This window comes from Micromonospora echinofusca (genome assembly GCF_900091445.1).
Classification (GTDB): domain Bacteria; phylum Actinomycetota; class Actinomycetes; order Mycobacteriales; family Micromonosporaceae; genus Micromonospora; species Micromonospora echinofusca.
Genome location: NZ_LT607733.1, coordinates 6,169,850 through 6,195,105, shown reverse-complemented (window position 1 = coordinate 6,195,105; position 25,256 = coordinate 6,169,850). Strand labels below are relative to the sequence as shown.

The window sequence follows — 25,256 nt, the reverse complement described above, 5'->3', positions numbered from 1 at the left end:
CGACGCGAAATGCCCCGCCGCGAACGCGGCGGGGCATTTCGCTCGGTGGCCGGCTCAGTGAGCGGCCACCGGTGGCGTCGTCTCCGGCGCCTTCTCAGCCGACTCACCCTTGCGCCGACGCCCGTTGAGCAGGCGCCCGATGAAGGTGTAACGCACCAGGTAGCGGTAGCTGACCAGGGTCAGCGGGTAGGCGACCAGCAGGATCAGCGGGTACTTGACGAACCACGGCAGGCCCACCTGGGCGACGGCCGTCTGCAACGCCATGACCACCGGCAGGTGGATGATGTAGATCCAGTACGAGGCGTCCGAGACGTAGCGGATGCGCGGGTTGGGCTTGGACAGGTACCGCATCGCCAGCCCCATCAGCGCCATCGTCCAGGCCCAGATCGCGAGCACGTAGACGACCGCGTAGACGATCTTCCTGGCCCCCATCGGCTCGGCCCCGTCGGGCGGGATGGTGCCCGCCATCGCGAGCGCGACGCCCGTGAGCACCACGGCGATCGCGAGGTTGCGCAGCCCGCGCCGCTCCCAGAAGCGGAGCAGGTCGATCTGCCGGTGCAGCAGCCAGCCGAAGCCGAAGGCCGTGCCGTAGGCGACCACCGCCACCGGGTTCGGGACGACGCCGTTCTCCGCCGGCGGCACGCCGTACCAGATCTCCCAGTCGTCCTTGAGCAGGAACGCCACGAGGAGCGGCGCCCCGATCACCACCGGGGTCAGGTCGGTCTTCACGATGGTCCGGATCACCGGGTCGACGACCCGCGACCGCAGGTTGCCGGCCTTGTCCAGCGACACCACGATCCCGCGTACGACGAGCGCCGCCACGTAGAGCATGAGCAGCCAGTAGAGGAACCACAGGTGGGTCAACGGGAAGGTGCTCGGGGTCATGGGCGTGGGACCGGGCACCTCCTCGCCGGCCTGGTTGGCGGCCCAGATGATCACCACGACGGTCGAGACCATCATCAGCGGCCAGAAGACGACGAAGGGCACGAGGATCCGTACCGCCCGGTTGCGGATGAAGCCGCCGGTGCCCCGGCGGTGCAGCAACATTCGCGCGAAGAAGCCGGCGATCAGGAAGAACAGCGTCATCCGGAAGACGTGCACCACGAAATAGACGCTGTTCATGGCCGGGCTGGTGGACACGTCGCCCACCACCCAGGTCCGCGGTTCGAGAAAGGAGAGTGTCGCGTGAAGGACGACTCCGAGCAGTAGAGCTCCCGCCCGTACCGCGTCGAGCGCGTGGAGCCGTTCGGAGCCGCTGGTGGCGGTGCTGGGGACATTTGCTGTGGGGATGGCCATGTTCTGCTCTCCACTATCCAATCTTGCCGGGACGGCCTCCGTTTACGTGACGTCGTACCGGTTGCCGATCGGTCCCGACAGGGCAGTCCGGTCGGTGCCGCGTACGGCCGTGAGTAGCGGGGTGGCCGACGCTAGCTGAATGCTGCCGGGGAGATTACGCGGTCGCGTCCGGCAAGATAATCCTCGATACCGTTGAGTGTCTTCCGGCCGTCAGGACGATTACCGGCGCCATCCGGATAAGAGCTGGGTGCGGGCCAGGGATGGTGCTGCGGAACGAGCCGGGAAATGCCCTCTGCCCGCCGAATCAAGACGCGTCGAATGGCGGCCCGGCTTATTGCCGAAGCCGGATTCCGCCCGTTGCCGAGAATAGGCTCCAGTCGAGAGCGCGCCCCCGTCGTCGGATGTCGTCAACGAGCAGACCCGGCTCTTCGACGCCGGGGCGGCGGCGCCCCCGGTCGCGTACGACACCGACCTGCCGCGTCCATCCTGGACTGATCGAGGGGGTGCGGACATCTCCGCAATTGCGGAGTTGACATCCGCGACCCGGCGGCGAAGGACGCGGTCGGGTCGACCGGGAGGGTGGCTGCGGGCGGGCGGGGGTCAGCCGCCGGTCGCGCTCCGGGCCCGCGAGTAGAGGTAGCGCTGCTCGGGCAGGCTGAGGGTCTCCCGGGCGGCCAGCTCGTAGTGGGTGCGGGCGGCCCTCCGGTCACCGGTGAGGTCGAGCAGGTGGGCGCGGACCGCGTGCACCCGGTGGTGCCCGGCCAGGGCCGGATCGGCCTCCGCCGCCGTGAGCTGACGCAGCGCGGCGTGCGGGCCCTCCACCATGGCGACGGCGACGATCCGGTTGAGGGCGACCATCGGACCGGGCGCGATGCGCTGCCACAGGTCGTACAGGCCGAGGATCTGCCGCCAGTCGGTGTCCCCGGCGCGGGGCGCCTCGTCGTGCACGGCGGCGATGGCGGCCTGGATCTGGTACGGACCCACCGGGGCGCTGGCCAGCGTCCTCGTGATCAGGGCGATCCCCTCGGTGATGGCCCGGCTGTCCCACAGCGAGCGGTCCTGCTCGGCGAGCGGGATCAGGGCGCCGTCCGGGCCGGTGCGCGCCGGGCGACGGGCGTCGGTGAGCAGCATCAGCGCCAGCAGCCCCGCCACCTCGCCGTCGTCGGGGAGCCGGGCGTGCAGCTGCCGGGTCAGGCGGATGGCCTCCGCGGTGAGTTCCATCCGGTTGAGGGCGGCGCCGGAGGAGGCGGTGTAGCCCTCGTTGAAGATGAGGTAGAGCACCTCCATCACCGCGGCCACCCGCTTGGGACGCTCCGCCGGCGAGGGCATCCGGAACTCGGCCCCGCTGGCCCGGATCCGCTGCTTGGCGCGGCTGATCCGCTGGGCGACGGTGGACTCGGGCACCAGGAACGCCCGGGCGATCTCGGCGGTGCTCAGCCCGCCCACGGCGCGCAGGGTGAGGGCCACCTGCGAGACCTGGGTGAGCGACGGATGGCAGCACAACATCAGCAGGGCGAGCGTGTCGTCGGCCTCGGGAACCGGGCCGGAGCCCGGGGACGCCAGCGCGGCGGCGGTCCGCTCGCGGCGCCGCCGGGCCGCGTCGCTGCGCCAGAGCTCGGTCCAGCGGCGGGAGGCGACGGTGGTCAGCCAACCGATGGGGTTGGCCGGCACACCGTCCGCCGGCCACTGCACCGCCGCCGCCAGCAGCGCCTCCTGTACGGCGTCCTCGCAGGTGTCGAAGCCGCCGTGACGGCGGACGAGCGCGGAGAGGACCTGTGGCGCGTGTTCGCGCAGCAGGTCCTCGACATCCGTGGCGGTGCTCACCGTCCCGTGTCCCCGGCGCCGAGCACCGGGCGTACCTCGACCTGGCCGAAGGCGGCCTCCGGAATCCGGGCGGCGTGCGCGACGGCACTGTCGATGCCGTCGCACTCGATCAGATAGAACCCGGCGAGGTACTCCTTGACCTCGGGAAAAGGGCCGTCGGTGGTGGTCACTCTGCCGTTCTTCACGAGGACCCGCTTGCTGCGGCTCTGGTCGGCCAGCGCCTCCGACACGATCAGCTCGCCGGCCTCGGCCAGCTCGCCGCCCAGGGCGGCATGAGCCTTGAGGCCCAACTCGCGCTCGGCCTCGGACATGTTCTGCCAGGCGTTCCGTGTCTGCTGATTATGGGTGATCAGGAGTAGATACTTCACGGTACCTCCATGGGTCTCGCCCATTATCCCACCACTGTGTCGAAACCGACGGGAACGCCTCGACGTCAGCCCGGCGTGGACGTCATGCGCGACCGGTGGCGAATTCGGTGACCGTGGCCGCGACGTAGTCGATCATCTCTTCGGTCAACGCGGGATAGACGCCCACCCAGAGGGTCTGCTCGGTGATGATGTCGCTGTTGGTCAGGTCACCCACCACCCGGTACGGCTGATTCAGATATCCCGGCTGCCGGGTCAGATTACCGGCGAACAACTGTCGCGTGCCGATCTTGCGATCCTCGAGGAAGGCCACCAGTTGCGAGCGGGTGAAGGGGGCGTCGGGGGCAACCGTGATCACAAAGCCGAACCAGCTCGGCTCGCTGCGCGGCGTGGCCTCCGGCAGCAGCAGGTGCGGTACGCCGTCCAACTGCTCCCGCAGCCGACGCCAGTTGCGGCGCCGCAGCGCGGTGAAGTCGTCCAGCTTCGCCAACTGGGTGAGGCCGAGCGCGGCCTGCAGGTCGGTGGCCTTCAGGTTGTAGCCGACGTGCGAGTAGATGTACTTGTGGTCGTACCCGGCCGGCAGGTTGCCGAGCTGGTGCTTGAAGCGCTTCAGGCAGGTGTTCGAGTCCCCGGGCGCGCACCAGCAGTCCCGGCCCCAGTCGCGTAGCGACTCCACGACCCGGGCGAGCGCCAGGTTCGACGTCAGGACGCACCCGCCCTCGCCCATCGTCAGGTGGTGCGCGGGGTAGAAGCTGACCGTGGTGAGGTCACCGAAGGTGCCGGTGAGCCGGCCGTCGTAGGTGGAGCCCACCGCGTCGCAGTTGTCCTCGACGAAGAACAGGCCGTGTTCCCGGGCCAGCTCGGCGATCTCGGTCGCCTCGTACGGGTTGCCCAGCGTGTGCGCCAGCACGATCGCCCGGGTCTTCGGCCCGATCGCGGCGGCCACCCGCTCCGCCGTGGTGTTGTACGTGCCCAGCTCGACGTCCACGAAGACCGGCAGGAGGCCGTTCTGGATGATCGGGTTGACGGTGGTCGGGAAGCCTGCGGCGACGGTGATCACCTCGTCGCCGGGGCGGAGCCGCCGCTCCCCGAGCACCTCGGAGGTCAGCGCGGTGACCGCGAGCAGGTTGGCGGACGAGCCGGAGTTGACCAGGTGCGCCTTGCGCCGGCCCAGCGTGCGGGCGAACCGTGACTCGAACGTACGGGCGTAGCCTCCGGCCGCGATGCGCATGTCCAGCGCCGCCTCGACCAGGGCCACCCGGTCGTCGGCGTCGAGCATGGCACCGGAGGGCCAGATCTCGGTGACGCCCGGCTCGAACGCCCGGTCGGGTTGCACGTCCTGGTGGTACTTGCGTACCTCGTCCAGCAGCAGAGCCTTGCGGTCGCTCATGGTGTGTTTCCTCTCCTGGTCACGACAAAACGGTGCGACGGACGCGGTGGTTCTCGGACCGGCGCTGGGCCGGAGGCGGTGGGGAACGGCAGCGACCGCGCCGACGTCCACGAACCCGCCGTCGGTCGGCCGGGCCCGGCGGCCGTGATCGGCCTCAGCGGCGTCCGGTGAAGGTGGCGGTGCCGGCGGCCGGTTCCGCCGGCCGCCCGGGTCCGGCTGCGGCTCCGCCCGCCACCAGCCGTTCGAGTACGCCGACGACCTCGGCGGGGGCCGGCTGGGCGGCGATCTCCCGGGCCACCGTCGCGGCGGCCGCGCGGAACCGGGGGTCCGCGAGGACGCGCCCGGCGTGGTCCGCCACCCCCTGCGGGGTGGCCTGCTCCAGCCGCAGCGACAGGCCGACCCCGGCGTCGACCACCGCCTGGGCGTTCTCCAGCGCGTCGTCGAACCGGGGCAGGACGACCTGGGGGCACCCGGCGGCCAGGCCGGTCAGCGCCGACCCCTGGCCGCCGTGGTGGATCAGGAGCCGGCAGCCCGGCAGCACCTCGGCCAGCGGCACCCGACCGGCGTGCAGCACCGTCTCCGGCAGCGTGCCCAACTCCTCGGCCACCGTGTCGTCGACCGCGATCACCAGCTCGCAGCCGAGCCCGCCCAGGCTGTCCACCAGCCGGCGCAGGAACCCGGCCGCGCCGTCGGTGGAGAGCAGCGGGATCACCGTCCCGAGGGTGAGGCAGACCCGTGGCCGGGTGCCGGACGCGGACGCCCAGGCCGGCACCACGGCGGCCCCGTTGTAGGACACGTGCCGGAGGCTGAGGTCGGCACGGGCGTGCGGCAGCCGGAGGCTCGGCGGCCACGGGCTCAGCCTCAGCCCGGGTGTCGGGAGCCCGGGCAGGCCGAGTGCCCGCAGCTGGCCGCGCAGGACGTCCTCGCCCGCCACCCGGTACTCCGTCAGCTCCGCCACCCCCCACCGGAGCTCGGCGTGGGGTGTGCCGGCTGCGGCTGCGGCGACCGGACCGGCGAGTTCGGAGCGTTCGTTGACCACCAGGTCGGGGCGCCAGGTTTCCACCAGGGCGCGGGTGTCGGCCAGGTTCCGCGACGCCATCGCCCCGAACACCTCGCCGTGGGCGTACGGGGCGTCGTCGATGCCGTGTGCCGCGGTCGGGGCGGCCAACTCGCTCAGCGTCATTCCCGGCCCGACGGGCGCCGCCGGCAGGCCGGCCTGCACGACGCTCGGTACGAAGTGCTCCGTGGTGGCGACCAGCACCTCGTGCCCCGCCGCCCGGCAGGCCCAGGCCAACGGCACGAGCGGGAAGAGGTGACCGTGCATCGGTGCGGTGGTGAACAGCACGCGCATCTGAGCTCCACGGTCGAGGAAGGTGGGGCCGGTGCCGTTCCGCCCGGCGGCGGTTCCTACCGGCTGCTGATGTTGCGGCTTGATCGTGACAGAGGAGCGGATGCGCGACATCTCCCCGATTGCCCTATCTGGCAGAGATGTCGCACATCCGCTCGTCAGCGGCTCAGGAGGCCGGCCGGAGCGTCACCACGCTCGGCAGACCGTTGTCCGCGGTGGTCTGCACCCCGGCCGTACGCGGACCCATCACACCGATCCCGTCCATCCGCACCACCGGAGCGAACCAGGCCAGCTCGGTCGTCCGGGCGACCGCCTGCTTGAACAGCGCGGACTGCTTTCCCTGGTCGGGCTCGGCGATGGCCTGGTCGAGCAGCCGGGCCAGCTCGGCGTCGGCGGTCGCGAACGGGTTGAACGGGTTGGGCACCGGACGCATGAAGTCCAGCGACGACAGGTAGGTGGGCAGGTTGCCGTAGCCGAAGCCGACCACCGGGAACTTGCGCGACAGCACGTTCTCCAGCCACTGCTGCACCTGGGTGTCCGTGGTCAGCTCCACGTTGACGCCGATCTTCTTCCACTGCCCGATCACCGCCTGGGTGACCACGCCGATGCCCGGGGTGTGCGCCTCGACCTTCAGCGTGAACCCGTTCGGGTAGCCGGCCTCGGTCAGCAGCTGCTTCGCCTTCGCCGGGTCGTACGGGTAGCGGTCGTCCAGCGCCGGCTGGTAGCCGTCGAAGCCGGGCGCCGCCGTCTGGCTGGTCGGGTGCGCGAAGTCACCGAAGATGGTCTTGGTGATGGTGGCCCGGTCGATGGCGTGGTTGAGCGCCTGGCGGACGCGGACGTCCTTCAGCGCCGGCGCCACGGTGCCGTTCCGGTCGGCGAGGACCACACCGACGAGGGCGACGCTGGCGGTCACGTGCCGCAGACCGGCGGCCTTGACCGCCGGGCCGGCGTCGGCGTTCAGCGCGGCGTAGTCCACCTGACCCGACTGGATCGCCTGCACGGTGGAGTTCGAGTCGGGGATGATCCGCACCACCACCTTCTTCCAGTGCTGGTCCGCCTTGTTCCAGTAGCGGGGGTTCGCCACGTACGTGTAGTGGTCGTTCGGCACGGTCTCGGCCGCGTCGAGCACGTACGGGCCGGCGCCGAAGGTCCGCTGGGCCAACTGGTCGGGGTCGGCCAGCCCGGCCGGCGAGATGATCGAGCCGGACAGCACCGCCTGGCTGAAGATCTGGCGCATGGAGGGGTTGGGCGCCTTGTTGGTCACCACCACGGTGCTGGCGTCCGGGGCGGTGATGCTGGTGATCGTGCCCGCCCAGGTCTTCGCCTTCGGGCTGACCTTGCGCATGTACTCCAGGGAGGCCACCACCGCCTTGGCGTCCAACGGCGTGCCGTCGGCGAAGGTCAGCCCGGGGCGGAGCTTCATCTGGAAGGTCTTGTTCTGCTGGTCGACGTACCCGAACGACTCGGCGAGCTCACCGGTGAAGGTGCGGTCGGCGTTCATCCGGATCAGGGGCGCGTAGGCCAACGCGACGGTCGGGATGTTGTTGAGGTCGATGTTGGCCTTGTACGGGTCGAGGTTGGGTGGCGCCGAGATCGCCAGGGTCAGCGTCTGGGTGTCGGCGTTCGACGCGCCGTCGGTGGCGGCGCCGGAGCATCCGGTCAGCGCCGCGGCGGCCAAGAGCGAGGCGGCGGCCAGGAGACGTACCCGGCGCGTGCCCGCTCGTAGGACATGACGAGACATGGTCGTCCTTTCCCGGCGTACTGCCGGTGTCGGAGGGGGTTCGGCGAGTGGTGGTCAGTGGGCCATGGATGCGACCTTGGGCCGGGCGAGGTCCGCGATCTCCCGTTGCCGCAGGCAGGCGACCTGGGAACCACTCCAGGCCTGGGTGAGCGGGGGGCGCCGGCGGGTGCACTCGTCGACGACGTACGGGCACCGGCCGGCGAACCGGCAACCCGGCCCGCCGGCCGGTGCCGACCGCTCGGCGGGCTGGTCCGGCTGGACGGGCGAGTCGGCTCCCGTGCGCGCCCGCGCCGGGTCGGGCACGGGAGCCGCCGCGATCAGGGCCCGGGTGTACGGGTGCGCGGGTCGGGAGTAGACGGTCTCGGCGGGGCCCGACTCCATCACCTGGCCCCGGTAGAGCACCACGACGCGGTGCGACAGGTGGCGGACCACGGCCAGGTCGTGCGCGATGAACAGGTAGCTCAGCCCGAGGTCGGCCTGGAGGTCGGCGAGGAGGTTGATGACCTGTGCCTGCACCGACACGTCCAGGGCGCTGACCGGCTCGTCGCAGATCACCAGCCGGGGCGTGCCGACCAGCGCCCGGGCCAGCACGATGCGCTGCCGCTGCCCGCCGGAGAAGTGCGCGGGGTAGCGCTGGGCCGTGTCGGCCGGCAGGCCCACCCGGCGCAGCGCGGCCTCGATCAGCTCCCGGCGCCGGCGCGGCTCCACGTCGCGCCGGGCCAGGAGCGGCTCGACCAGGCTGTCACCCACCGTCCGGGCCGGGTTGAGCGAGCTGTACGGGTCCTGGAACATCATCTGCAACGCCGCGCTGAGCTGCCGCCGCCGTCGGCGGGTGGCCCGGGTGATGTCCTCGCCGTCGAAGGTGACGGAGCCGGCGGTGGCGGCGGCCAGCCCGACGACGGCCCGACCGATGGTCGACTTGCCGGAGCCGGACTCGCCCACCAGGCCCACGGTCTCTCCCTCCGCGACGGAGAGGCTCACCCCGTCGACCGCGCGGAAGGCGGTCCTTCCCCGGCCGTACTCCACGGTCAGGTCCCGGACGTCGAGCAGAGGGTGTCGCGTCACACTGCAACCTCTCGCTGGAGATCGTCGTCGGCACGCAGGCAGCGCGCGACGTGTCCCGGTTCGGGTCGGCTCAGTCCGACCGGCTCGCGGCGGCACCGCTCCTCCACGAGGCGGCACCGGTCGGCGAACCGGCAGCCGGTCGGCCAGTCGGACGGCGCCGGCACCGTTCCCGCGATGGTCGGCAGCCGCCCGTCGGGTGCGGCCCGGTGCGGATCGGCGGCCAGCAGACCCATCGTGTACGGGTGGCGCGGGCGGCTGAACATCCGCGACACCGGGCACACCTCGACCACCTGCCCGGCGTACATGACCACCGCCCGGTCGCACAGTTCGGCCACCACGCCCAGGTCGTGCGTGACCAGCAGTACGGCCATCCGGCGCTCCCGGCTCAGCCTGCGCAGCAGGGCCAGGATCTCCGCCTGGACCGTGACGTCCAACGCCGTCGTCGGCTCGTCGGCGATCAGCAGCCTCGGGGAGCCGGCCAGCGCGAAGGCGATGGCCACCCGTTGCGCCAGCCCGCCGGACAACTGGTGCGGATAGAGCCGGGCGACCCGGGCGGGGTCGGGCACCCCCACGTCGCGCAGCAGTTCCAGGACGCGGTCGGCGGCCTCCGCCCGGCGGACCCCGGTGTGCCGCCGGACCGCCTCGGCGAGTTGCGCACCGGCCCGGACGGCCGGGTCGAGGCTGACCATGGAGTCCTGCGCGACGTACCCGATCCCGCGCCCGCGCACCTCCCTCCACTCGCTCTCCGAGGCCCGCGCCAGGTCGTGGTCCGAGAACAGGAAGGCGCCGCCGGTGACCCGCCCGCCGCCGGGCACCAGGCCGAGGATGCTGAGCGCGGTCACCGTCTTGCCGCAGCCGGACTCGCCGACCAGGCCGACGATCTCGCCGTCGGCGACGTCGAACGACACGTCGCCGACAACCGGTGCCGCGGGCGCGCCGGGCGGTCCCGAGCGCACCGGGATCTCCACCGACAGGTGCTGGACCGACAGCAGGACGCCCTCGGGCACCAGGGTGGCCGCGCCGTTCGGCGCCGGGTCCGACCCGCGCCGCGGCGTGGACCGGACCAGCTTCGACGAGGACCAGGACTGCGTGGCGGTGTCCCGTACGGCGTCACCGAGCAGGGTGAAGGCCAGGACGGTGATGGCGACGGCGAGGCCGGGCGGGACCAGGGCCCAGGGGTGCTGCACGATCACGTCGCGCGCCTCGTCGACCATGCCGCCCCAACTCGGCTGCGGCGGCTGCGGCCCGAAGCCCAGGAAGGCCAGCCCCGCCTGGATGACCAGGGAGACCGCCGCGATCAGGGAGGCCTGGACGATGACGAGGCCACGCAGCCGGGGGAGCACGTGCCGGCGCAGGATCTGCCCGGAGGACAGCCCGGAGACCCGGGCCGCCGCGATGAACAGCTCCTCCCGGGTGGACCGGGTCGCCGTGCGTACCACCCGGATCAGGCCGGCGGCCAGCAGCACACCGAACGTCACCATCGCGATGGTGACGTTCTCCGGGAACACCGCCACCACCACCAGCAGGATGATGATCGCGGGGACGGCGAAGAGCAGGTCGGAGACCCGCAGGATCGCCGCGTCGACCACCCCGCCCAGGTAGCCGGCGGGCAGACCCAGCAGCACACCGAGCACCGTGCTGGTCAGCACCGCGACGAGGACGCCCCACAGCGTCGTTCCGGCCCCGTGCACGAGGCGGCTGAGCAGGTCCTGACCGAGGCGGTCGGTGCCGAGGGGGTGCTCCGCCGAGGGCCCCTGCAACGCGGCGATCAGGTCCTGTTCCAGTGGGTCCCGGTCGGTGACCAGGTCGGGGAAGAGGGCGCACACCGCCACGACGACCAGCCACAGCAGGGCGGCCACGGCCAGCGGCCGGCGCAGCAGCCGCAGCGCGAAGCTCTCCGGCCCGCTCACCGGTGCCGCACCCGGGGGTCGAGCCAGGCCTGGCAGAGGTCCACCAGCAGGCCGATGACGATCACGATGAGGGTGAAGTAGACCACCGCGCCCTGCAGCACCGGGATGTCGTGCTGGGCGGCGGCCAGGGCGGCGCCGGAGCCCAGCCCGGGTAGGCCGAAGATGTTCTCGATCAGCACGGTCGTGCCGAGCAGGCTGGCGGAGATGACCCCGAGCAGGGACACCACCGGCACCGCGGCGGTCCGCAGGGCGTGCCGGTAGACGATCGACCGGCGGGACAACCCGTTGGCCTGCATGACCCGGACGAAGTCGCGGTCGAGGGTGTCCAGCATGGAGTCGCGGGTCTGTTTGGCCACCGCCGTGACGGCGGCCAGCGAGGTGGCCGCCACCGGCAGCACCAGGGACCCCAGCCAGTCGCCCGGGGACTGGGTGACCGGGACGTACCCGGTCACCGGGAAGAGCGGCCACCGTACGGCGAACCAGGAGACCAGCATCAGGGCCAGCCAGAAGCCCGGTACCGCGAGGCCGACCACGGAGAGCACGTCGACCATCCGGCCGAGCGGGCCGCCGCGGACCCCGCTGAACACGCCGAGGCCCACGCCCAACAGCATGGCGGTGAGGGTGGCGAGGACGATCAGGGAGAGTGTCGGCGCCAGCCGCGCGTTGAGCATGGGCCCCACCTCGGCCCCGGTGATCACGGAGACGCCGAGGTCGCCCTGGACGGACCGGCCCAGCCAGCTCACGTACTGGTGCAGCAGCGGCCGGTCGAGCCCCATCTGCTGGTGCAGCGCGTCGACCTGCTGCTGCGGGGCGAGCGGGCCGAGCACCGAGCGGGCCGGGTCGCCGGGCACGAGCGACACCAGCAGGAAGCAGAAGAAGGAGACGACGAACAACATCGGCAGGGCCCACGCGAGGCGCAGGGCGACGAGACGGAGCACGGCCACCACCGAGCCTCTACATGTACGTTCCGGGACGGGGCGGGACCGACGACGTCCGCGCCGTCACTCCGACGGCGCGGCCCTGCGGGATCGGGAAGCAGGTGCTCCGCGCGTCGGGTCGGGCGTCGGTGATGGCGTCACGCTCCCAGGTCGGTCGGCCCCGGGTCTGCGGTGGATCACCGCCGCGAAGCCGTGTCGACTCTCCCAGAACGGGGGCGTGCTGTCTTACGCGCGATTGCTCAACGGTGGAATCCTGGCCGGTAGAAATCTCATGCGGGTACATCCGTCCTGAAGGGACTGTCCCATCGGGTGGCAGGGGTCCCCGGTCCGGCCCCGCCGGGGTGGTACCTCCGGCGGTCGGACATCCACGAGTACGGAAGTGCCGGGGCCGATCAGCCCGCGGTGTGCGCCAGGACGGCGGGCACCACCGTCTCCCAGGTGGCCGCCGGGGGCATCTGGTGCCCGACCCCGGCCAGCGGCAGCAACCGGGCGTCGGGGATCTCGTCGGCCAGTGCCTCGCCGTGCCCGAGCGGGAACAGCGGATCCTCGGTGCCGTGGATCACCAACGTGGGCACGGTGATCCGAGACAGCGAGGAGCGGTAGTCCGACCCGCCGTCGATCATCCAGTGGTTGGAGAGGCTGGTGGCGATGTCGCCACTGCGGTCGAACATCCGTCCGGCGATGCGGCGCAGCCGCGTCTCCTCGATGGCGAGCGCGCCGGCCAGCGGGCGCTGACCGGCGACGACGTGGTCGATCACCGCCGCGCGGTCGGTCCAGTCGGGCGTCGGCCGCTCCTCGGCGAAGCTGGCGAGCAGCGCCGGCGAGATCGGCGGCAGGTCGGGGTGGGGACGCTTGTTGACCCGGAGCGCCGGACTGGTGGAGAGCAGGGTCAGCGAGGACACCAGGCGGGGGTGCTCGATGGCGAGACGCTGCGCGACGGCGCCGCCCATGGAGACGCCGCAGACGTGCGCCGGCCCCACCCCGAGCCGCTCGAGCAGCACCGCCGCGTCCGTGACGAGATCGTCGAACCGGTACGGCGGTTCGCCCGACGGAAAACCGGTGGACCGGCCGGTGTCCCGGTGGTCGTAGCGGATCACGAACCGGTCGCCGGCCGCCAGTCGCCGGCAGAGGTCGTCCTCCCACCAGTCCATCGAGCACGCCGTACCGCTGATCAGCAGGACCGGCGGCGCGCCCGGGTCGCCGAAGGTCTCGACGCAGAGTTCGACGTCGTTGGCCGGGATGAACCGCTCCTCAGCCGCGTGTACCCGCTGGGACGTCGCCCGTGGCGTTGTCATGTCGTCTCCTCTTGCCCTGGATCGCTGGGGAGTAACCGCTGTGCGACGTCCGTCCCGATGATGTCGAAGCCGAGCTGCCGGTCACGACATCCGGCCGGAGATCGTCGGGACCGGCCAGGCCGGGGGTGCGGAGGAGCTGTCCGATCGGCCACCCGCGCCCCGGCGTCCCCGCCGGGCCGGTCCGCTTGCCCAGGATTATCGGGTACGGGCGGGCCGACCCGTCGACGATTCGCCACACACGGACGGTGCCCCCCGATTCGGTGGGCCGGACGTGGATCCGGTCACCGAATCGGAGGGCACCTCGTGTCGTACGGACTGTCGCCGACGACGCGGTGGATGGAGGTCGGGTCAGCCGCCGGCCCGCGCCGCCGCCGCGAGGGCGTCGTCGTAGCGGGGATGCTGGCCGATCTCCGGCACGTACTCGACGTACGCCAGCCGGTCCCCGGCATCGACCACGAAGACGGCGCGGGCGAGCAGCCGGAGTTCGGCCACCGCCACGCCGTAGGCCGTGCCGAACGAGAGGTCACGGTGGTCGGAGAGCGTCTCGACGCCGCTCAGGCCGGCGGCACCGCACCAGCGCTTCTGCGCGAAGGGCAGATCCGCCGAGACGGTCAGCACGCTGACCCCGTCCAGCCGGGCGGCCTCCTCGTTGAACCGGCGGGTCTGCTGGTCGCACACGTCGGTGTCGAGCGACGGCACCACCGAGAAGATCCGCGTCGTCCCGGCCGACGAGGCGAGGGTGACCGGGGTGAAGTCGTTGGCGAGCACGGTGAAGTCCGGTGCGGTGTCGCCGACGTGCAGTTCCGGGCCGAGCAGGGTGATGGGTCGGCCGCGAAAGGTGGTCACGCCGCTACGGTGCACGGCTACGGTCATGCGGGTCTCCTGTCCGGTTCGGGGACGGCCAGCCGGTCGGCTGACGGTCAGCTGGAGGCGTCCTGCGCCTCGGGGGCGTGCGCACGTACGCGATCCCGCGCCGCCGCGATCCGGTCCCGCAGCTCGTCGAGGTCGGCGGTGGTGACCTCGCCGTCCCGCCAGCGGGCCAGCGGGTCGGTGCGGAACGTGTCGTGCAGCCGCCGGAGGTCGTCCCGCACCGTGGCGAGGGCGGTGGCGAGCGACTCGTCGCCGTGGTCCGCGACGAGACGCCCCGCCGAGACCAGGTCGGCGTCGAGCTGCGCCAGCCGGGGCGCGACGGTCGTCCGGACCGCCTGGGCCGCGGCGACCAGCACGGCGGTGCGGTGGAACAGCTCGTTCATCTGCTCGACCGCCGCCGCGACCGTCAACCGGACCCGGCCGTCCTCGGTGATGTGACGCTGGACCAGCGGCGGCGGCGGGCCCTCGACCAGGATCGACGCCTGACTCAGCAGGGCACTGATCCGGTCCAGGTCGGCGGCGGTCGGCCCACGGTCGGCGGCCAGCGGGCGGGCCACCTCGTCGACGACCGCCGAGTAGGCGTTGAAGATCTCCCACAGCCGGGCCAGATCGGCCCGCGCCCGGTCCCTGCTCTGCCGGCTCCCACCGGTCAGTTCCGTCCCGACGAGCGGCTGCCGCTCGAAGCCGCGCTCGAGGTCGACGAGGTTGGCCTGGATGGCGTCCCGGTCGGCCACCACCGTGGCCACGGTCGTGGCGGCCTCGTCCCCGCTGAGCACCACGGCGGCGGGCGTCGCGACCAGCGGGGCCCGGGGCAGCGCGCGCGGGCGTGCCTTCCCCCGCCCCAGGAGCCGGTCGACCCGCGCGGCCAGCGGCTGTTCGAGCAGGTAGTAGCTGAGCGAGGCGAGGAGCACCGCGCCGCCGAGGGTGACCAGTTCCAGTTCCCAGAACCCGGCCTGGCCGTACAGCTCCCGGATGGGGCGCACCTCGCCGCGCAGGATGTTGCCGGGTTGCAGGTAGAAGTGCATCACGGCGAAGTGCCACAGGTACACGCCGTAGGAGACCCGGCCGAGGTGGACGATCGGCCGGGCGGTCAGCACCGCGTGGACCGGCCGGTAGGGCGCCGCGCCGGGCGAGATCAGCGGCAGCGACGCCAGCAGCCCGAAGAGCGCGACCATCACGTACGTCATGAACAGGCCGCTGGTCGAGTAGATCGCGTCCATGCCGATCACGCTGAACGGGCGGGCGCAGTTGACCAGGTAGACCAGCAGCGCGCCGAACCAGAACAGGTGGGGACGGGCCGCCGCCGCGCGGAGCAGCCGGGGGGTGTCGGCGGGCGACACCTTGGACAACGCCAGCAGGACGGCCAGCGCGATGCCGATGCCGATGGTGGGCGCGAAGCCCTGCGGCCACCAGAACACCATCCGGTTGTCCCAGCCGTTGCCCTTGACCAGGAACAGCCAGCCGACCCCGACGCCGATGAGCACCGGCACCGGGAGCAGCAGCCGTCGGGCCCGGCTCACCGGCGTGGCGCCCTTGGCCGCGAACCGGTGGGTGGCCGCGGCGATCAGCGGCAGCGCCAGGTACCACTGGACCATGCTGGGCACGGTCCAGCTGACCTCCATGCCGTTGATGAAGTTCGGCGCGAACGGGGTGGGCGAGTAGATCTGGAGCAGCAGGATCGGCCGCAGGACGTACCAGAGTCCGTCGACCGCGTCCCGGTTGAGCAGGACCAGCACCACCAGGTACATGGCGTAGTACGCGGGCAGCAGCCGCATCAGCCGGCGTACGACGTTGCGGCCCTGCGGGGGACGCTCGGTGCCGGCGATGATCGCCTTGGCCAGGGGCAGGTACAGGAACAGCGCGGGCAGGACGAAGAACACCCCGATGAACGAGGGCAGCCCGCTGACGAAGAACGCGCCCAGCCAGTTGCTCGGCGGGCGTGGCGTACCGAACGCCTTGGTGCCCAGCAGCCCCGAGAACATGGCCACGTGGACGGTCAGCAGGGCCAGCGCGGCCAGGCCCCGGATGCCGAAGATCGCCGGCGACCGGCCGCCGCCGGTGCCCGCACCCCCGCTGCGGCGTACGTCCCTCGTCATGACGCTCACGTCATCGTCCTTCCAGTTGGGCGGGCGAGGAGCACAGGCGACCGACCGCACGTGGTGTCGTGCGGTCAGCTGATGACGGACTTCACGAACCGCAGGGTCGTCCGGACGTCCGGGTTGTCGGCGATCTCCCGCACCCGCTTCAGCTCCGGTACGCGGTCGATGACGAGGTCCCGCAGGGCCTTCAACTCGTTGGAGTTGATGCTCAGAGTGGTGGAGCCGTCCTCGTTGTGAGTCAACTGGGGCATCTGTCCGTCCTCATCTCGCAGCCCACCCGACGGCGGGGGCGGTGACTGCGACCGCCGGTATGACGATGGTCCGAGGCCGGCACCGGATTCACCTTCGAGAATGCGCTGGGGCGTACCGGTCGCGCGGGGCGGCGGGGACTGGGCACGTTGGAGGAAGATCCGGCCGGACGCCCGGTGGTTGCATGGGCAGCACACGGCCGAGCCTCACGACACGGGCGGTGCGCACGGGCGATTCGGTGGCCCTGCTGCGGCTCGGCGCCGCGACGGTGGACGCGACCTCGTCCACCCTCGCGAACCGGGCGACCCCACAGGAGGCATCGGAGCGATGGGCGACCAAGTTGGAGCAGGCACGGGCGACCGGGACGGCGGGCTGGTCGGTCGGTTGCTGGCCGCGATCCGGGGACGGCCGCCGGCGGCACCGACCCCCCGGCTGATCGGCGAGCGGGCGGTGGTGGCGGGCGGGAGCATCGCGGGCACCCTGGCCGCCCGGGTGCTGTCCGAGTGGTACCGCGAGGTCGTGGTGGTGGACCGGGACGAGGTGCTCGGCGCGGTCGGCCCGCGGCGCGGCGCCTCGCACGCCGTGCACGCGCACGGCCTGCACGCCCGGGGGTACGGCATCCTCGCGGAGCTGTTTCCGAACCTGCTGGAGGACGCGCGGGAACTCGGCCTGCCGGTGCGCGACTTCGGTCTGATGCGGTGGTACTTCGACGGCCGGCCGATGTACCGCACGGAGACCGGCCTGCTGTCGATCGCCGGCAACCGACCGGTCCTGGAGAACTACCTGCGTACGCGGGTGGCGGAGCTGCCGAACGTCACCTACCGGCAGTCCACGGAACTGCTCGGGCTGCTCTCCTCGCCCGACCGGAGCCGGGTCACCGGCGTACGGCTGGTGGAGCGAGGGGAGGGCAAGCAGGCGTTCGAGGTCGGGGCCGACCTGGTGGTGGACGCCACCGGCCGGGGTTCCCGCCTGCCGGTGTGGCTGGCCGAGCTGGGGTACGAGCGCCCGACCGAGGAACGGATGACGATCGGCCTGGCCTACACCACCCGCACCTACCGTCGGCCGCCCGGCACGTTCGACGGCCCGATGGCGATCAACCCGGTGGCCTCGCCGGCCCACCCCCGGGGCGCCTTCTTCGGCCAGACCGCCACCGGGGACGTCCGGCTGTCGCTGACCGGGATCCTCGGCGACCACCCGCCGACCGATCCGGACGGCTACCAGGAGTACGTCCGGTCGCTGCCGGTGCCCGACATCTACCAGGCGGTCGAGCACGCCGAGCCGACCAGCGCCCCGATGTCGTTCACGTTTCCCGCCAGCGTCTGGCGGCACTACGAGCGGCTGTCCCGGTTCCCGGCCGGCCTGGTCGTACTCGGTGACGCGGTGTGCAGCTTCAACCCGGTCTACGGGCAGGGGATGACGGCGGCGGCGATGCAGATCACCGCCCTGCGGCGGCACCTGGCCCGCGACGTCGCCGCCGACCCGCGCCCCTTCCTGCGGGACGTGGCCCGACTCATGATCGACCCCTGGCGGATCTCGACGCGGGGCGACCTGGACTTCCCGGGGGTGGTGGCGCCCCGTCCCCTGCGTACCCGGATCTACAACGCCTACCTGCGCCGGGTGCAGTACGCCAGCACGAAGGATCCGGAGGTCACCCGGGCGTACATGCGGTTCGCCGGCCTGATCGACCGCCCCCGGGAGCTGTGGCGGTTCCGGCTGCTCGCCCGGGTGCTCTGGCTGTCGCGGGACATGCCGGCCCCGTCGGCGCGTACGCCTGCGGCACCTGCCCGGGAGCGGGTGGCAGCGGCCCTGGTCAAGGCCGACCGGGTCGACACGTAGGGATGGCACGGCCCGGCCGACGGGACCTCGGCCGGGCCGTGAGCCTCACTGTTTGCCGCGGTTGCCGCCGTCCACCTCGTCGGTGGACTGCTGCGTCGGCCCTTCGGGTCGCGGCGGTGGCCACGGAAGGTACGGCCGCGTGTTCCGTCCCGGCCGGGACGGCCCGGGGGCCCGGGTCGGGGTGGGCCGGCTGGGCCGTACGCCGTCGGTCATGCGACGCGGCCGCGCGGAGACCACCAGCGAGCGTCCGGCACCCTCGCACCGGGCGTGGTCGCCCACCGGGCCGTACGGCTCGACGGTCGGCCCGCCGGCCCGCGCGTCGAGGAGCCCCTCGCCCGGGGGAGCGTCGGCGACGGCGTGCACCACCGGCGGGTCGAAGGCTTCCCGCGGCCGGAGGACGAGGTCCACGGGCCGGGGCGGGGCGCCACGTTGGACCACGACCGGCCCGTGGGCGCCGACGAGCAGGTCGCGGGGCGTGTCCGCGGCCGGGGGTGCGCCGGCGCCCGGGTCGACCGCGTGCGCCATCAGGTACCACTCGCCGGCCGGCACCTGGTCGAGGACGAACGGCCCCGGACCCGGCAGGAAGACCGAGCGCACCGGCTCGCCCTGTTGGATCCGGCTCGGGAAGAGCCCCAGGAAGATCCAGTGCGGCCTGGTGCCCGGCGGCGTGCGCACCTCGCCGCGCAGCGCCGGGCCCGTGCCGGCGGGCGGGGGCGTGCACTGGTCGGTACGGGGCCGGGGCAGCACCCCGCCGAGCCGGCGGTAGTTGGTGGGTGAGGTGCCGACGCTGCTGCTGAAGCGGGTGCTGAACGTGCCGACGCTGGTGTAGCCGACCAGGTGACTGATCTCGGTGACGCTCAACGAGGTGGAGACGAGCAGGTACTTCGTCCGTTGCAGGCGCAGCGCGGAGAGGAAGCGCCCGGGGGAGACCCCGGTCATCCGGTGGAAGACCCGGCAGAAATGGAACTTGCTGAACCCGGCCGTGCGTGCCATTTCGTCCACGGTGAACTGCTCACCCACATCGCTGTGCATTTTCTCGATGACGCGTTGGATCGCTGTTCTGACGTGATCTTCCATCATGCCCCCAACGAGAGGAAATGTCGGCGAACAGGTCCCTGACGCTACCGTTGCGAGAGACCCTGTCGTTGGTAATGATTTGGATTTTGGTCATGAAAGGCCCGCCTCGCCATGCGCGAGTGCGGTCGGGTGACTGGTTACCAATTGCCGAGTTGCGAAAACAATGTCCGCGCCTCAATGGGCCAACTCGATGCTATGTCAACGGAAAGTGGCGGTCAACGTTGCGGAAAGTAGTCGAATGACTGGTCCGCATATCAGACTCAGGCGGACTATTTCCGTGCGATTACCGCCCGCCTCGTGATGATTCGGATAGCTTTATGGCATTTGGGCCATAGCCTGCCTATGGCGGAACTGTAGATTTTGGGCGAGTTGCGAAATTGGTGTGGTTGGTCCGCTCTGCGCGCGCCTAGGACGAGGGCGACCGGGCGCCACCAAAGGCGCCCTGACATCGGAGGCTGTCTTTGTATCACGTGCGGCGGGGCGTCCTCGCGGAGGATCGGCGGGAGCGACGCGCGGCGCGAGGAACGGCGGATCACCCGAGGTGGGGGCCGATGGCCGGCGCGAAGGGCGGAACGCACGACTCCGGTTTGGAACGGAAGGCAGGCCATTCGCGGGGCCCTGTAATTGTTGTTACGGCCCTCCGCTGCGCGTGGCAGAAAAGGGGGATGCGCCAGCGCGCGGAGGGGGCGCGGACGGTCTTCCGGACGGGCGGCGGTCGGCACCCCGATCCGGAGAACCGGCGGCGAATGAAATGTGTCGCGTTTGCGACAAGAGGCGGGCGCCGATGTGTGCCCGTAGCCCTCACGCGTCCGCTGGGGGGTGATCGGAGCGAAAGAGCGCGACGGAATCGGCGCCCGCCTGGTCGGTGGCGCGGTTCTACTGATCCACGAGTGCGTAACCCGCCTCGGTGGAGACCTTGTCCTCCTGCCACCAGTCCCGGTTCGACCGGTACCAGTCGATGGTCGCCGCCAGGCCGGCCCGGAAGTCCGCGTACTCCGGAGCCCACCCGAGCTCGCTGCGCAGCTTCGTGCTGTCGTTGGCGTAGCGCAGGTCGTGCCCGGCCCGGTCCCGGACGTGCTCGAAGTCGCCCGGATCCCTCCCCATGAGCTGGTTCACCAGTTCGACGACCTCCCGGTTGGTGCGGGTGTCGCCCGAGCCGATCAGGTACGTCTCGCCGATCCGGCCCCGGTCCAGGATCAGGTGCAGGGCCCGGTTGTGGTCGTCGACGTGCGTCCACTCGCGGACGTTGACCCCCTGGCCGTACAGGCGGGGCCGCCGGCCCTCGATGACGTTGGTGACCTGCCGGGGGATGAACTTCTCCACGTGCTGGTAGGGGCCGTAGTTGTTGGCGCAGTTCGACAACGTCGCCGCCACCCCGTACGAACGCACCCACGCCCGGACCAGCATGTCGGAGGCCGCCTTGGTGGCCGCGTACGGGCTCGACGGGTTGTAGGGCGTTCCCTCGTGGAACAGCTCCGAGCCCTCCAGCGGCAGGTCGCCGAAGACCTCGTCGGTGGAGATGTGGTGCAGCCGTACGTCGTGCCGGCGCACCGCCTGGAGCAGCGCGTACGTCCCGATGATGTTGCTGTGCACGAACGCGTCGGCGTCCCGCAGCGAGTTGTCGACGTGCGACTCGGCCGCGAAGTGGACGACGATGTCGCTGCCGGCCACCAGCCGCTCGACCAGCTCCGCGTCGCAGACGTCGCCGTGCACGAACTCCGCGTCTTCGGCGACGGACCGGTGACCGGCGTAGGTCAGCTTGTCGAGCACCCGGATGCGGTAGCCCGGGTGGTGCGCCAGGGTGTGGCGCACGAAGTTCGTACCGATGAAACCGGCTCCGCCGGTGACGAGCATCCTGGTCACACCAACGCCCCGAACTCCTCGGCGATGTCCATCACGTACCGACCGTAGTTCGAGCCCGACATGCTCGTGCCCAGTCGGTAGCACGTCTGCGCGTCGATGTAGCCCATCCGCAGCGCCGTCTCCTCGATGCAGGCGATGCGTACGCCCTGCCGCTCCTCCAGCGTCCGCACGTACTGGCTGGCCTGGAGCATCGCCTCCGGTGTCCCCGCGTCCAGCCAGGCGAAGCCGCGGCCGAGGTCGATGAGCTTGGCCCGGCCCGCCGCGACGTACGCCCGGTTGACGTCGGTGATCTCGAGTTCCCCCCGGACCGACGGGCGCAGGTTCTTGGCGATGTCGACCACGTCGTTGTCGTAGAGGTACAGGCCGGTGATCGCGCGGTTGGAGTGCGGCCGGGACGGCTTCTCCTCGATGTCGATCAGCTTGCCGTGCTCGTCGGTCACGCCCACGCCGTGGCGTTCCGGATCCTTGACGGAGTAGCCGAAGAGCGTGCAACCCCGCAGGTCCCGGACCTCGTCACGGAGCAGCTTCGAGAAGGCGGTGCCGTGGAAGATGTTGTCGCCCAGGACCAGGGCGCACTGGTCGTCGCCGATGTGGTTGGCACCGAGCAGGAACGCCTCGGCGATGCCGCGCGGCTCCGGCTGCGCGACGTAGGTGAGGTCCAGGCCGAGGTGGGAGCCGTCCCCGAGCAGGGTCCGGAACTGCGGCAGGTCGGCGGCCTTGCCGATGATCAGGATCTCCCTGATGCCGGCGAGCATGAGGACCGAGAGCGGGTAGTAGATCATCGGCTTGTCGCTGATGGGCAGCAGCTGCTTGGACACCGGAATGGTCAACGGATAGAGCCGCGTACCGGATCCTCCGGCCAGGACGATTCCCTTCACGGGTGAGCTGTCCTCCTCAACTGTGTCATGTCAGGGACGGTCGAACGGGCTGGACGACCTCGGGCGGAGCGGATGGGCAGGGCATCGACGGGCCCGATCCCCGGGTGGTGAGTCCCGTGGATCGGACTTCGTCGGCGGGCACGTCGCGGCGGCGCCGACCATGGACACCCCCGGGCACCCGGTCGTGTCACGGTCTCGCGAGGACTGCGACCCGCACGTCCCGACGGCGGATCCCCGGCATGCTGCCGGTCGTCGCCGCCCGGGACGCGGTCGGTCGCGACTCCCCCGATCCCAGGACCTTGATCCTGAACGCTCGGACGAAGGTGCGCACCTTCTGAGTTGCCCGACGCGGTTCCGTTCTGCGCGCACCACGACGGCGGCTCCCCGAGCGGACACGTCCGCCACCGTCTCGGCGCGTCGCTGACCTGTCCATGGCCGTGCCCAGGCGAGGGAGCCGGCGGCGGGAACGCGGCTGAGGCCCGGGCTGGCGGGTGGCGCGCCGGTGTCGTGCGGTTTCCGTCTCAGCCGGCCGGGGCGGGTGGTGTGGTGGCGGCGCGGGCGAGCATGCCGATGGCCGCGATGGCGCAGCATCCAGCGATGGCGGCGAGTAGCGGCACGTACCCCGCGGCGGTGTGCAGGAGGGTGGCCGCGACCAGGGGCGCGGCGGCTCTGGCGATGGTGACGGGGGCGGTGAGTCGCCCGGCGATGGTGGCGTAGGCGGTGGTGCCGTACCGGTCGGCGAGCAGGGCGGGCGTGGCGAGGCTGGTGATGCCGAAGCCGAGTCCGAAGCCGACGACGGTCGCGATGGCGCCGGTGCGGGTGTCGGCGAGCAGGGGCATCGCGAGGACGGCGGCGGCCTGGATGGCGAAGACGGCGGCGACGATGGTGGTGACCCGCAGGTGTCGGCGGGCGGCGGTGAGGACGAGCCTGCCGGTGACGGACAGGACACCGAGTAGGCCGACCGCGGTGGCGGCGAAGGTGGTGGGGTGCCCACGGCTGACGAGGTAGCCGATGAGGTGCACGGTCATGGTGCTGGTGGCGGCGCCGTGGGCGACGAGGCTGCCGGCGAGGATCCAGAACCGGGCGTCGCGCATCGCGGCGGTGACGACCGCGCGCCGCTGGGCGTGCCCGGTCCGCGTGGTGCTGGCGGGTGCCGTCGTCGCTGTCGGCGGGCGGCGGACGGTGAGCGCGTGAAGGGGCACGGCGAGCAGGCCGTGGATGGCGGCGAGGACGAGCAGCGTGTCGCGCCAGCCGAGGTGTGCCTCGAGCAGGCCGGTCAGGGGCATGAAGATGGTGCTGGCGAACCCGGCCACGACCGTCACCGCCAGCAGCGCCGTGGTGCGTCGGTCAGGGGTGAACCAGGAGACGATGACGGCGAAGGCGGGTTCGTAGAGGACCATCGCGCTCGTGATCCCGATGCCGGTCATGACGGCGTAGAGCTGGCTGATGGTGCGGACCTGCGACCAGGCCACGAGCAGGCCGGTCGCGGCGAGCGAACCAGCGGTCATGAGCGCACGTCCGCCGTGGTGGTCGAGCCACCGGCCGACGGGGATGGCCGTGAGGGCGCCCGCGAGGACGGAGGCGGTGAGCGCGCCGGTGACGGCGGTGGTGGAGACGCCGAGGGTGGCGGCCATCGGGGCCAGCAGGACCGCGTAGGCGTAGTAGAGGACGCCGTAGCCGACGGTCGAGGTGACGGCGAGAGCGGCGACGATCCGCCAACCCTGGGCGTGGTGCCCGCCGACCGTGCGGCCGGCGGGCACTGTGGTGGTGGCGGGCATCAGCTGCCGCAGCAGCCGCCAGCCTGACCGCCAGCGGGTGCGGTGTCGAGGGTGACCAGTTGCAACGGTGCGGCCAGTAGCCCACCGGAGACGCCGGTGGCCAGCCCGCGTGCCGCCGGCTCGGCGTCCGGGGCCGGCCCACAGCAGCTGTCGCTGGTCGCCGAGTCGTCGGGGTTGCTGTTGCATACGCCGGTTTCGGGCAGGTCGAGCTGGACGTCGCGGGCTGCCCGCCAGTCACCGGCGAGGGCGGCGACGACGGAGCGGACCTGCTCGTAGCCGGTGGCCATGAGGAAGGTGGGGGCCCGGCCGTAGCTCTTCATGCCGACGGCGTAGTAGCCCGGCTCGGGGTGGGACAGTTCGTCCACGCCGTGCGGGGGGACGGTGCCGCAGGAGTGCTCGTTCGGGTCGATCAGTGGGGCGAGGGCGCGCGTGGCGCCCATGACCGGGTCGAGGTCGAGCCGCAGTTCGGCGGCGATGGAGTGGTCGGGGCGGAAGCCGGTGGCCGCGACGATGCGGTCCACGGTGACCGCTTCCTCGCTGCCGTCGGCGTGCCGGACGAGCACGGTGACGCGGTCGTCGGTCGGGGTGAGGGCGTGCACGGAGAAACCGGTGAGCAGCCGGATGCGGCCGGCGTCGACGTGCGTGCGCAGCCGCGAGCCGAGCGCGCCGCGCGCCGGCAGGGCATCTGCGTCCCCGCCGCCGTAGGAGCGCGCCGGCGAGGAGGATCGGATCGCCCAGGTCACCTCGGTGCCCGGCTGTTCGGCGGCCAGCTCGGCGAGGGACAGCAGGGTGTTCGCGGCGGAGTGGCCGGCGCCGACGACGAGGGTGTGCCGGCCCGCGAACCGGTCCCGGTCGCCGCCGAGGACGTCCGGCAGCGCGTGCTCCAGGTACCTGGTCGCGTCGCGCTCGCCGCGGGCGGGCAGACCGGAGGCGCCGAGGACGTTCGGGTTGCCCCAGGTGCCGGAGGCGTCGACGACTGCCCGGGCCAGGATCTCCTCGCCGTCGGCGAGGCGGACGAGGAACGGGGTGGTGTCGCGGCCGGCGGTGCGCAGCCGGTCCAGGCCCGGTCGGCTGATCGCCTCGACGCGGGTGCCGTAGCGCAGGTGCGGCTTGAGAGCCGGCAGCTCGGCGAGGGGCTGGAGGTAGGCGGTGACGAGTTCGGCGCCGGTGGGCAGGGCCTCGATGTCGGGGGCGACCCAGCCCGCGTCGTCGAGGAGCCGGCGGGCAGCCGGGTCGATGTTGTACCGCCAGGGGGAGAACACCCGCACGTGCCCCCACTGCCGCACCGCCGCGCCCGGGGTGTCGCCGGCTTCGAGGACGGTGAAGGCGATGCCGCGTTCGTGCAGGTGCGCGGCGGCGGCCAGACCGACCGGGCCGGCGCCGATCACCACGACGGGCAGTTGGGTCAGCGTGCTCATCAGGTAACTCCTCTGT

General features: G+C 71.9%; 19 protein-coding genes. 1 reads left to right on the top strand and 18 read right to left on the bottom strand.

All coding sequences use genetic code 11. From position 1 onward, the window contains the following. Positions 1-54 precede the first annotated feature (54 nt). From GA0070610_RS26555 to GA0070610_RS26495, 13 genes are all read right to left on the bottom strand, one after another. Positions 55-1,296 (bottom strand): acyltransferase family protein, encoded by a 1,242-nt coding sequence (locus GA0070610_RS26555; protein ID WP_089002564.1) that lies wholly within the window; start codon positions 1,294-1,296, stop codon positions 55-57. 600 nt (positions 1,297-1,896) lie between these two features. Then, the gene (locus GA0070610_RS26550; protein ID WP_089002563.1) at positions 1,897-3,120 is read right to left on the bottom strand and encodes an RNA polymerase sigma factor; all 1,224 of its coding nucleotides are present in this window, start codon (positions 3,118-3,120) and stop codon (positions 1,897-1,899) included. Then, positions 3,117-3,488 (bottom strand): YciI family protein, encoded by a 372-nt coding sequence (locus GA0070610_RS26545; RefSeq protein ID WP_089002562.1) that lies wholly within the window; start codon positions 3,486-3,488, stop codon positions 3,117-3,119. Before GA0070610_RS26545 ends, GA0070610_RS26550 begins: the two co-directional genes overlap by 4 nt. Positions 3,489-3,570: 82 nt before the next feature. Beyond that, positions 3,571-4,875 carry a lipopolysaccharide biosynthesis protein RfbH gene (gene rfbH, locus GA0070610_RS26540; RefSeq protein WP_089002561.1) on the bottom strand — a complete coding sequence of 435 codons (1,305 nt, stop codon included), beginning with the start codon at positions 4,873-4,875 and terminating at the stop codon, positions 3,571-3,573. Positions 4,876-5,029: 154 nt separating this feature from the next. Continuing rightward, on the bottom strand, positions 5,030-6,226 hold the full coding sequence (locus GA0070610_RS26535) for a nucleotide disphospho-sugar-binding domain-containing protein (protein WP_157747245.1): 1,197 nt from the start codon (positions 6,224-6,226) through the stop codon (positions 5,030-5,032). Between the two features lie 163 nt (positions 6,227-6,389). Then, the gene (locus GA0070610_RS26530; protein WP_089002559.1) at positions 6,390-7,964 is read right to left on the bottom strand and encodes an ABC transporter substrate-binding protein; all 1,575 of its coding nucleotides are present in this window, start codon (positions 7,962-7,964) and stop codon (positions 6,390-6,392) included. A 54-nt stretch (positions 7,965-8,018) separates the two neighbouring features. Next, entirely contained in the window at positions 8,019-9,029 is a 1,011-nt protein-coding gene (locus tag GA0070610_RS26525) for an ABC transporter ATP-binding protein (protein WP_231925822.1), read from the bottom strand. Next, on the bottom strand, positions 9,026-10,939 hold the full coding sequence (locus GA0070610_RS26520; RefSeq protein ID WP_089002558.1) for a dipeptide/oligopeptide/nickel ABC transporter permease/ATP-binding protein: 1,914 nt from the start codon (positions 10,937-10,939) through the stop codon (positions 9,026-9,028). Before GA0070610_RS26520 ends, GA0070610_RS26525 begins: the two co-directional genes overlap by 4 nt. Beyond that, the gene (locus GA0070610_RS26515; RefSeq protein ID WP_197697772.1) at positions 10,936-11,883 is read right to left on the bottom strand and encodes an ABC transporter permease; all 948 of its coding nucleotides are present in this window, start codon (positions 11,881-11,883) and stop codon (positions 10,936-10,938) included. The genes GA0070610_RS26520 and GA0070610_RS26515 overlap by 4 nt, the downstream gene beginning before the upstream one ends. A gap of 386 nt (positions 11,884-12,269) precedes the next feature. Then, the gene (locus GA0070610_RS26510; protein ID WP_089002557.1) at positions 12,270-13,172 is read right to left on the bottom strand and encodes an alpha/beta fold hydrolase; all 903 of its coding nucleotides are present in this window, start codon (positions 13,170-13,172) and stop codon (positions 12,270-12,272) included. 348 nt (positions 13,173-13,520) lie between these two features. Continuing rightward, on the bottom strand, positions 13,521-14,018 hold the full coding sequence (tpx, locus tag GA0070610_RS26505) for a thiol peroxidase (RefSeq protein ID WP_231925821.1): 498 nt from the start codon (positions 14,016-14,018) through the stop codon (positions 13,521-13,523). Between the two features lie 74 nt (positions 14,019-14,092). Then, entirely contained in the window at positions 14,093-16,138 is a 2,046-nt protein-coding gene (locus tag GA0070610_RS26500) for an acyltransferase family protein (protein ID WP_089002555.1), read from the bottom strand. A 74-nt stretch (positions 16,139-16,212) separates the two neighbouring features. Then, the gene (locus GA0070610_RS26495; protein WP_089002554.1) at positions 16,213-16,392 is read right to left on the bottom strand and encodes a hypothetical protein; all 180 of its coding nucleotides are present in this window, start codon (positions 16,390-16,392) and stop codon (positions 16,213-16,215) included. Positions 16,393-16,717: 325 nt separating this feature from the next. On the opposite strand from GA0070610_RS26495, the gene GA0070610_RS26485 reads away from it, so the two are divergent. Continuing rightward, on the top strand, positions 16,718-18,226 hold the full coding sequence (locus tag GA0070610_RS26485) for an FAD-dependent oxidoreductase (protein WP_172896601.1): 1,509 nt from the start codon (positions 16,718-16,720) through the stop codon (positions 18,224-18,226). A gap of 45 nt (positions 18,227-18,271) precedes the next feature. Here the strand turns inward: GA0070610_RS26485 and GA0070610_RS26480 are convergent, their stop codons facing one another. The 5 genes from GA0070610_RS26480 to GA0070610_RS26460 all read right to left on the bottom strand — a co-directional run bounded on the left by GA0070610_RS26480 (position 18,272) and on the right by GA0070610_RS26460 (position 25,240). Continuing rightward, the gene (locus tag GA0070610_RS26480) at positions 18,272-19,258 is read right to left on the bottom strand and encodes a helix-turn-helix domain-containing protein (RefSeq protein ID WP_269458860.1); all 987 of its coding nucleotides are present in this window, start codon (positions 19,256-19,258) and stop codon (positions 18,272-18,274) included. Between the two features lie 921 nt (positions 19,259-20,179). Then, positions 20,180-21,157, bottom strand: coding sequence for a dTDP-glucose 4,6-dehydratase (gene rfbB / locus GA0070610_RS26475; RefSeq protein ID WP_089003758.1), 978 nt, complete (start codon positions 21,155-21,157; stop codon positions 20,180-20,182). Between the two features lie 5 nt (positions 21,158-21,162). Further along, positions 21,163-22,044, bottom strand: coding sequence for a glucose-1-phosphate thymidylyltransferase RfbA (gene rfbA / locus GA0070610_RS26470; RefSeq protein ID WP_089002552.1), 882 nt, complete (start codon positions 22,042-22,044; stop codon positions 21,163-21,165). A 521-nt stretch (positions 22,045-22,565) separates the two neighbouring features. Continuing rightward, a complete protein-coding gene (locus GA0070610_RS26465; RefSeq protein ID WP_089002551.1) occupies positions 22,566-23,822 on the bottom strand; it encodes an MFS transporter in 1,257 nt (418 codons plus the stop codon). Then, positions 23,822-25,240: an FAD-dependent oxidoreductase gene (locus GA0070610_RS26460; RefSeq protein WP_089002550.1), complete on the bottom strand. Its 1,419-nt coding sequence runs from the start codon at positions 25,238-25,240 to the stop codon at positions 23,822-23,824. The genes GA0070610_RS26465 and GA0070610_RS26460 overlap by 1 nt, the downstream gene beginning before the upstream one ends. Positions 25,241-25,256 lie beyond the last annotated feature (16 nt).

Bases quoted from the DNA above. Each gene is read 5' to 3' on its own strand.
- GA0070610_RS26535 (WP_157747245.1), bottom strand. From the start codon at position 6,226: ATGCGCGTGCTGTTCACCACCGCACCGATGCACGGTCACCTCTTCCCG.
- GA0070610_RS26530 (WP_089002559.1), bottom strand. From the start codon at position 7,964: ATGTCTCGTCATGTCCTACGAGCGGGCACGCGCCGGGTACGTCTCCTG.
- GA0070610_RS26510 (WP_089002557.1), bottom strand. From the start codon at position 13,172: ATGACAACGCCACGGGCGACGTCCCAGCGGGTACACGCGGCTGAGGAG.
- GA0070610_RS26495 (WP_089002554.1), bottom strand. From the start codon at position 16,392: ATGCCCCAGTTGACTCACAACGAGGACGGCTCCACCACTCTGAGCATC.
- GA0070610_RS26460 (WP_089002550.1), bottom strand. From the start codon at position 25,240: ATGAGCACGCTGACCCAACTGCCCGTCGTGGTGATCGGCGCCGGCCCG.
- GA0070610_RS26485 (WP_172896601.1), top strand. From the start codon at position 16,718: ATGGGCGACCAAGTTGGAGCAGGCACGGGCGACCGGGACGGCGGGCTG.
- GA0070610_RS26500 (WP_089002555.1), bottom strand. From the start codon at position 16,138: ATGACGAGGGACGTACGCCGCAGCGGGGGTGCGGGCACCGGCGGCGGC.
- GA0070610_RS26480 (WP_269458860.1), bottom strand. From the start codon at position 19,258: ATGCACAGCGATGTGGGTGAGCAGTTCACCGTGGACGAAATGGCACGC.
- GA0070610_RS26465 (WP_089002551.1), bottom strand. From the start codon at position 23,822: ATGCCCGCCACCACCACAGTGCCCGCCGGCCGCACGGTCGGCGGGCAC.
- GA0070610_RS26555 (WP_089002564.1), bottom strand. From the start codon at position 1,296: ATGGCCATCCCCACAGCAAATGTCCCCAGCACCGCCACCAGCGGCTCC.
- rfbB (WP_089003758.1), bottom strand. From the start codon at position 21,157: ATGCTCGTCACCGGCGGAGCCGGTTTCATCGGTACGAACTTCGTGCGC.
- rfbH (WP_089002561.1), bottom strand. From the start codon at position 4,875: ATGAGCGACCGCAAGGCTCTGCTGCTGGACGAGGTACGCAAGTACCAC.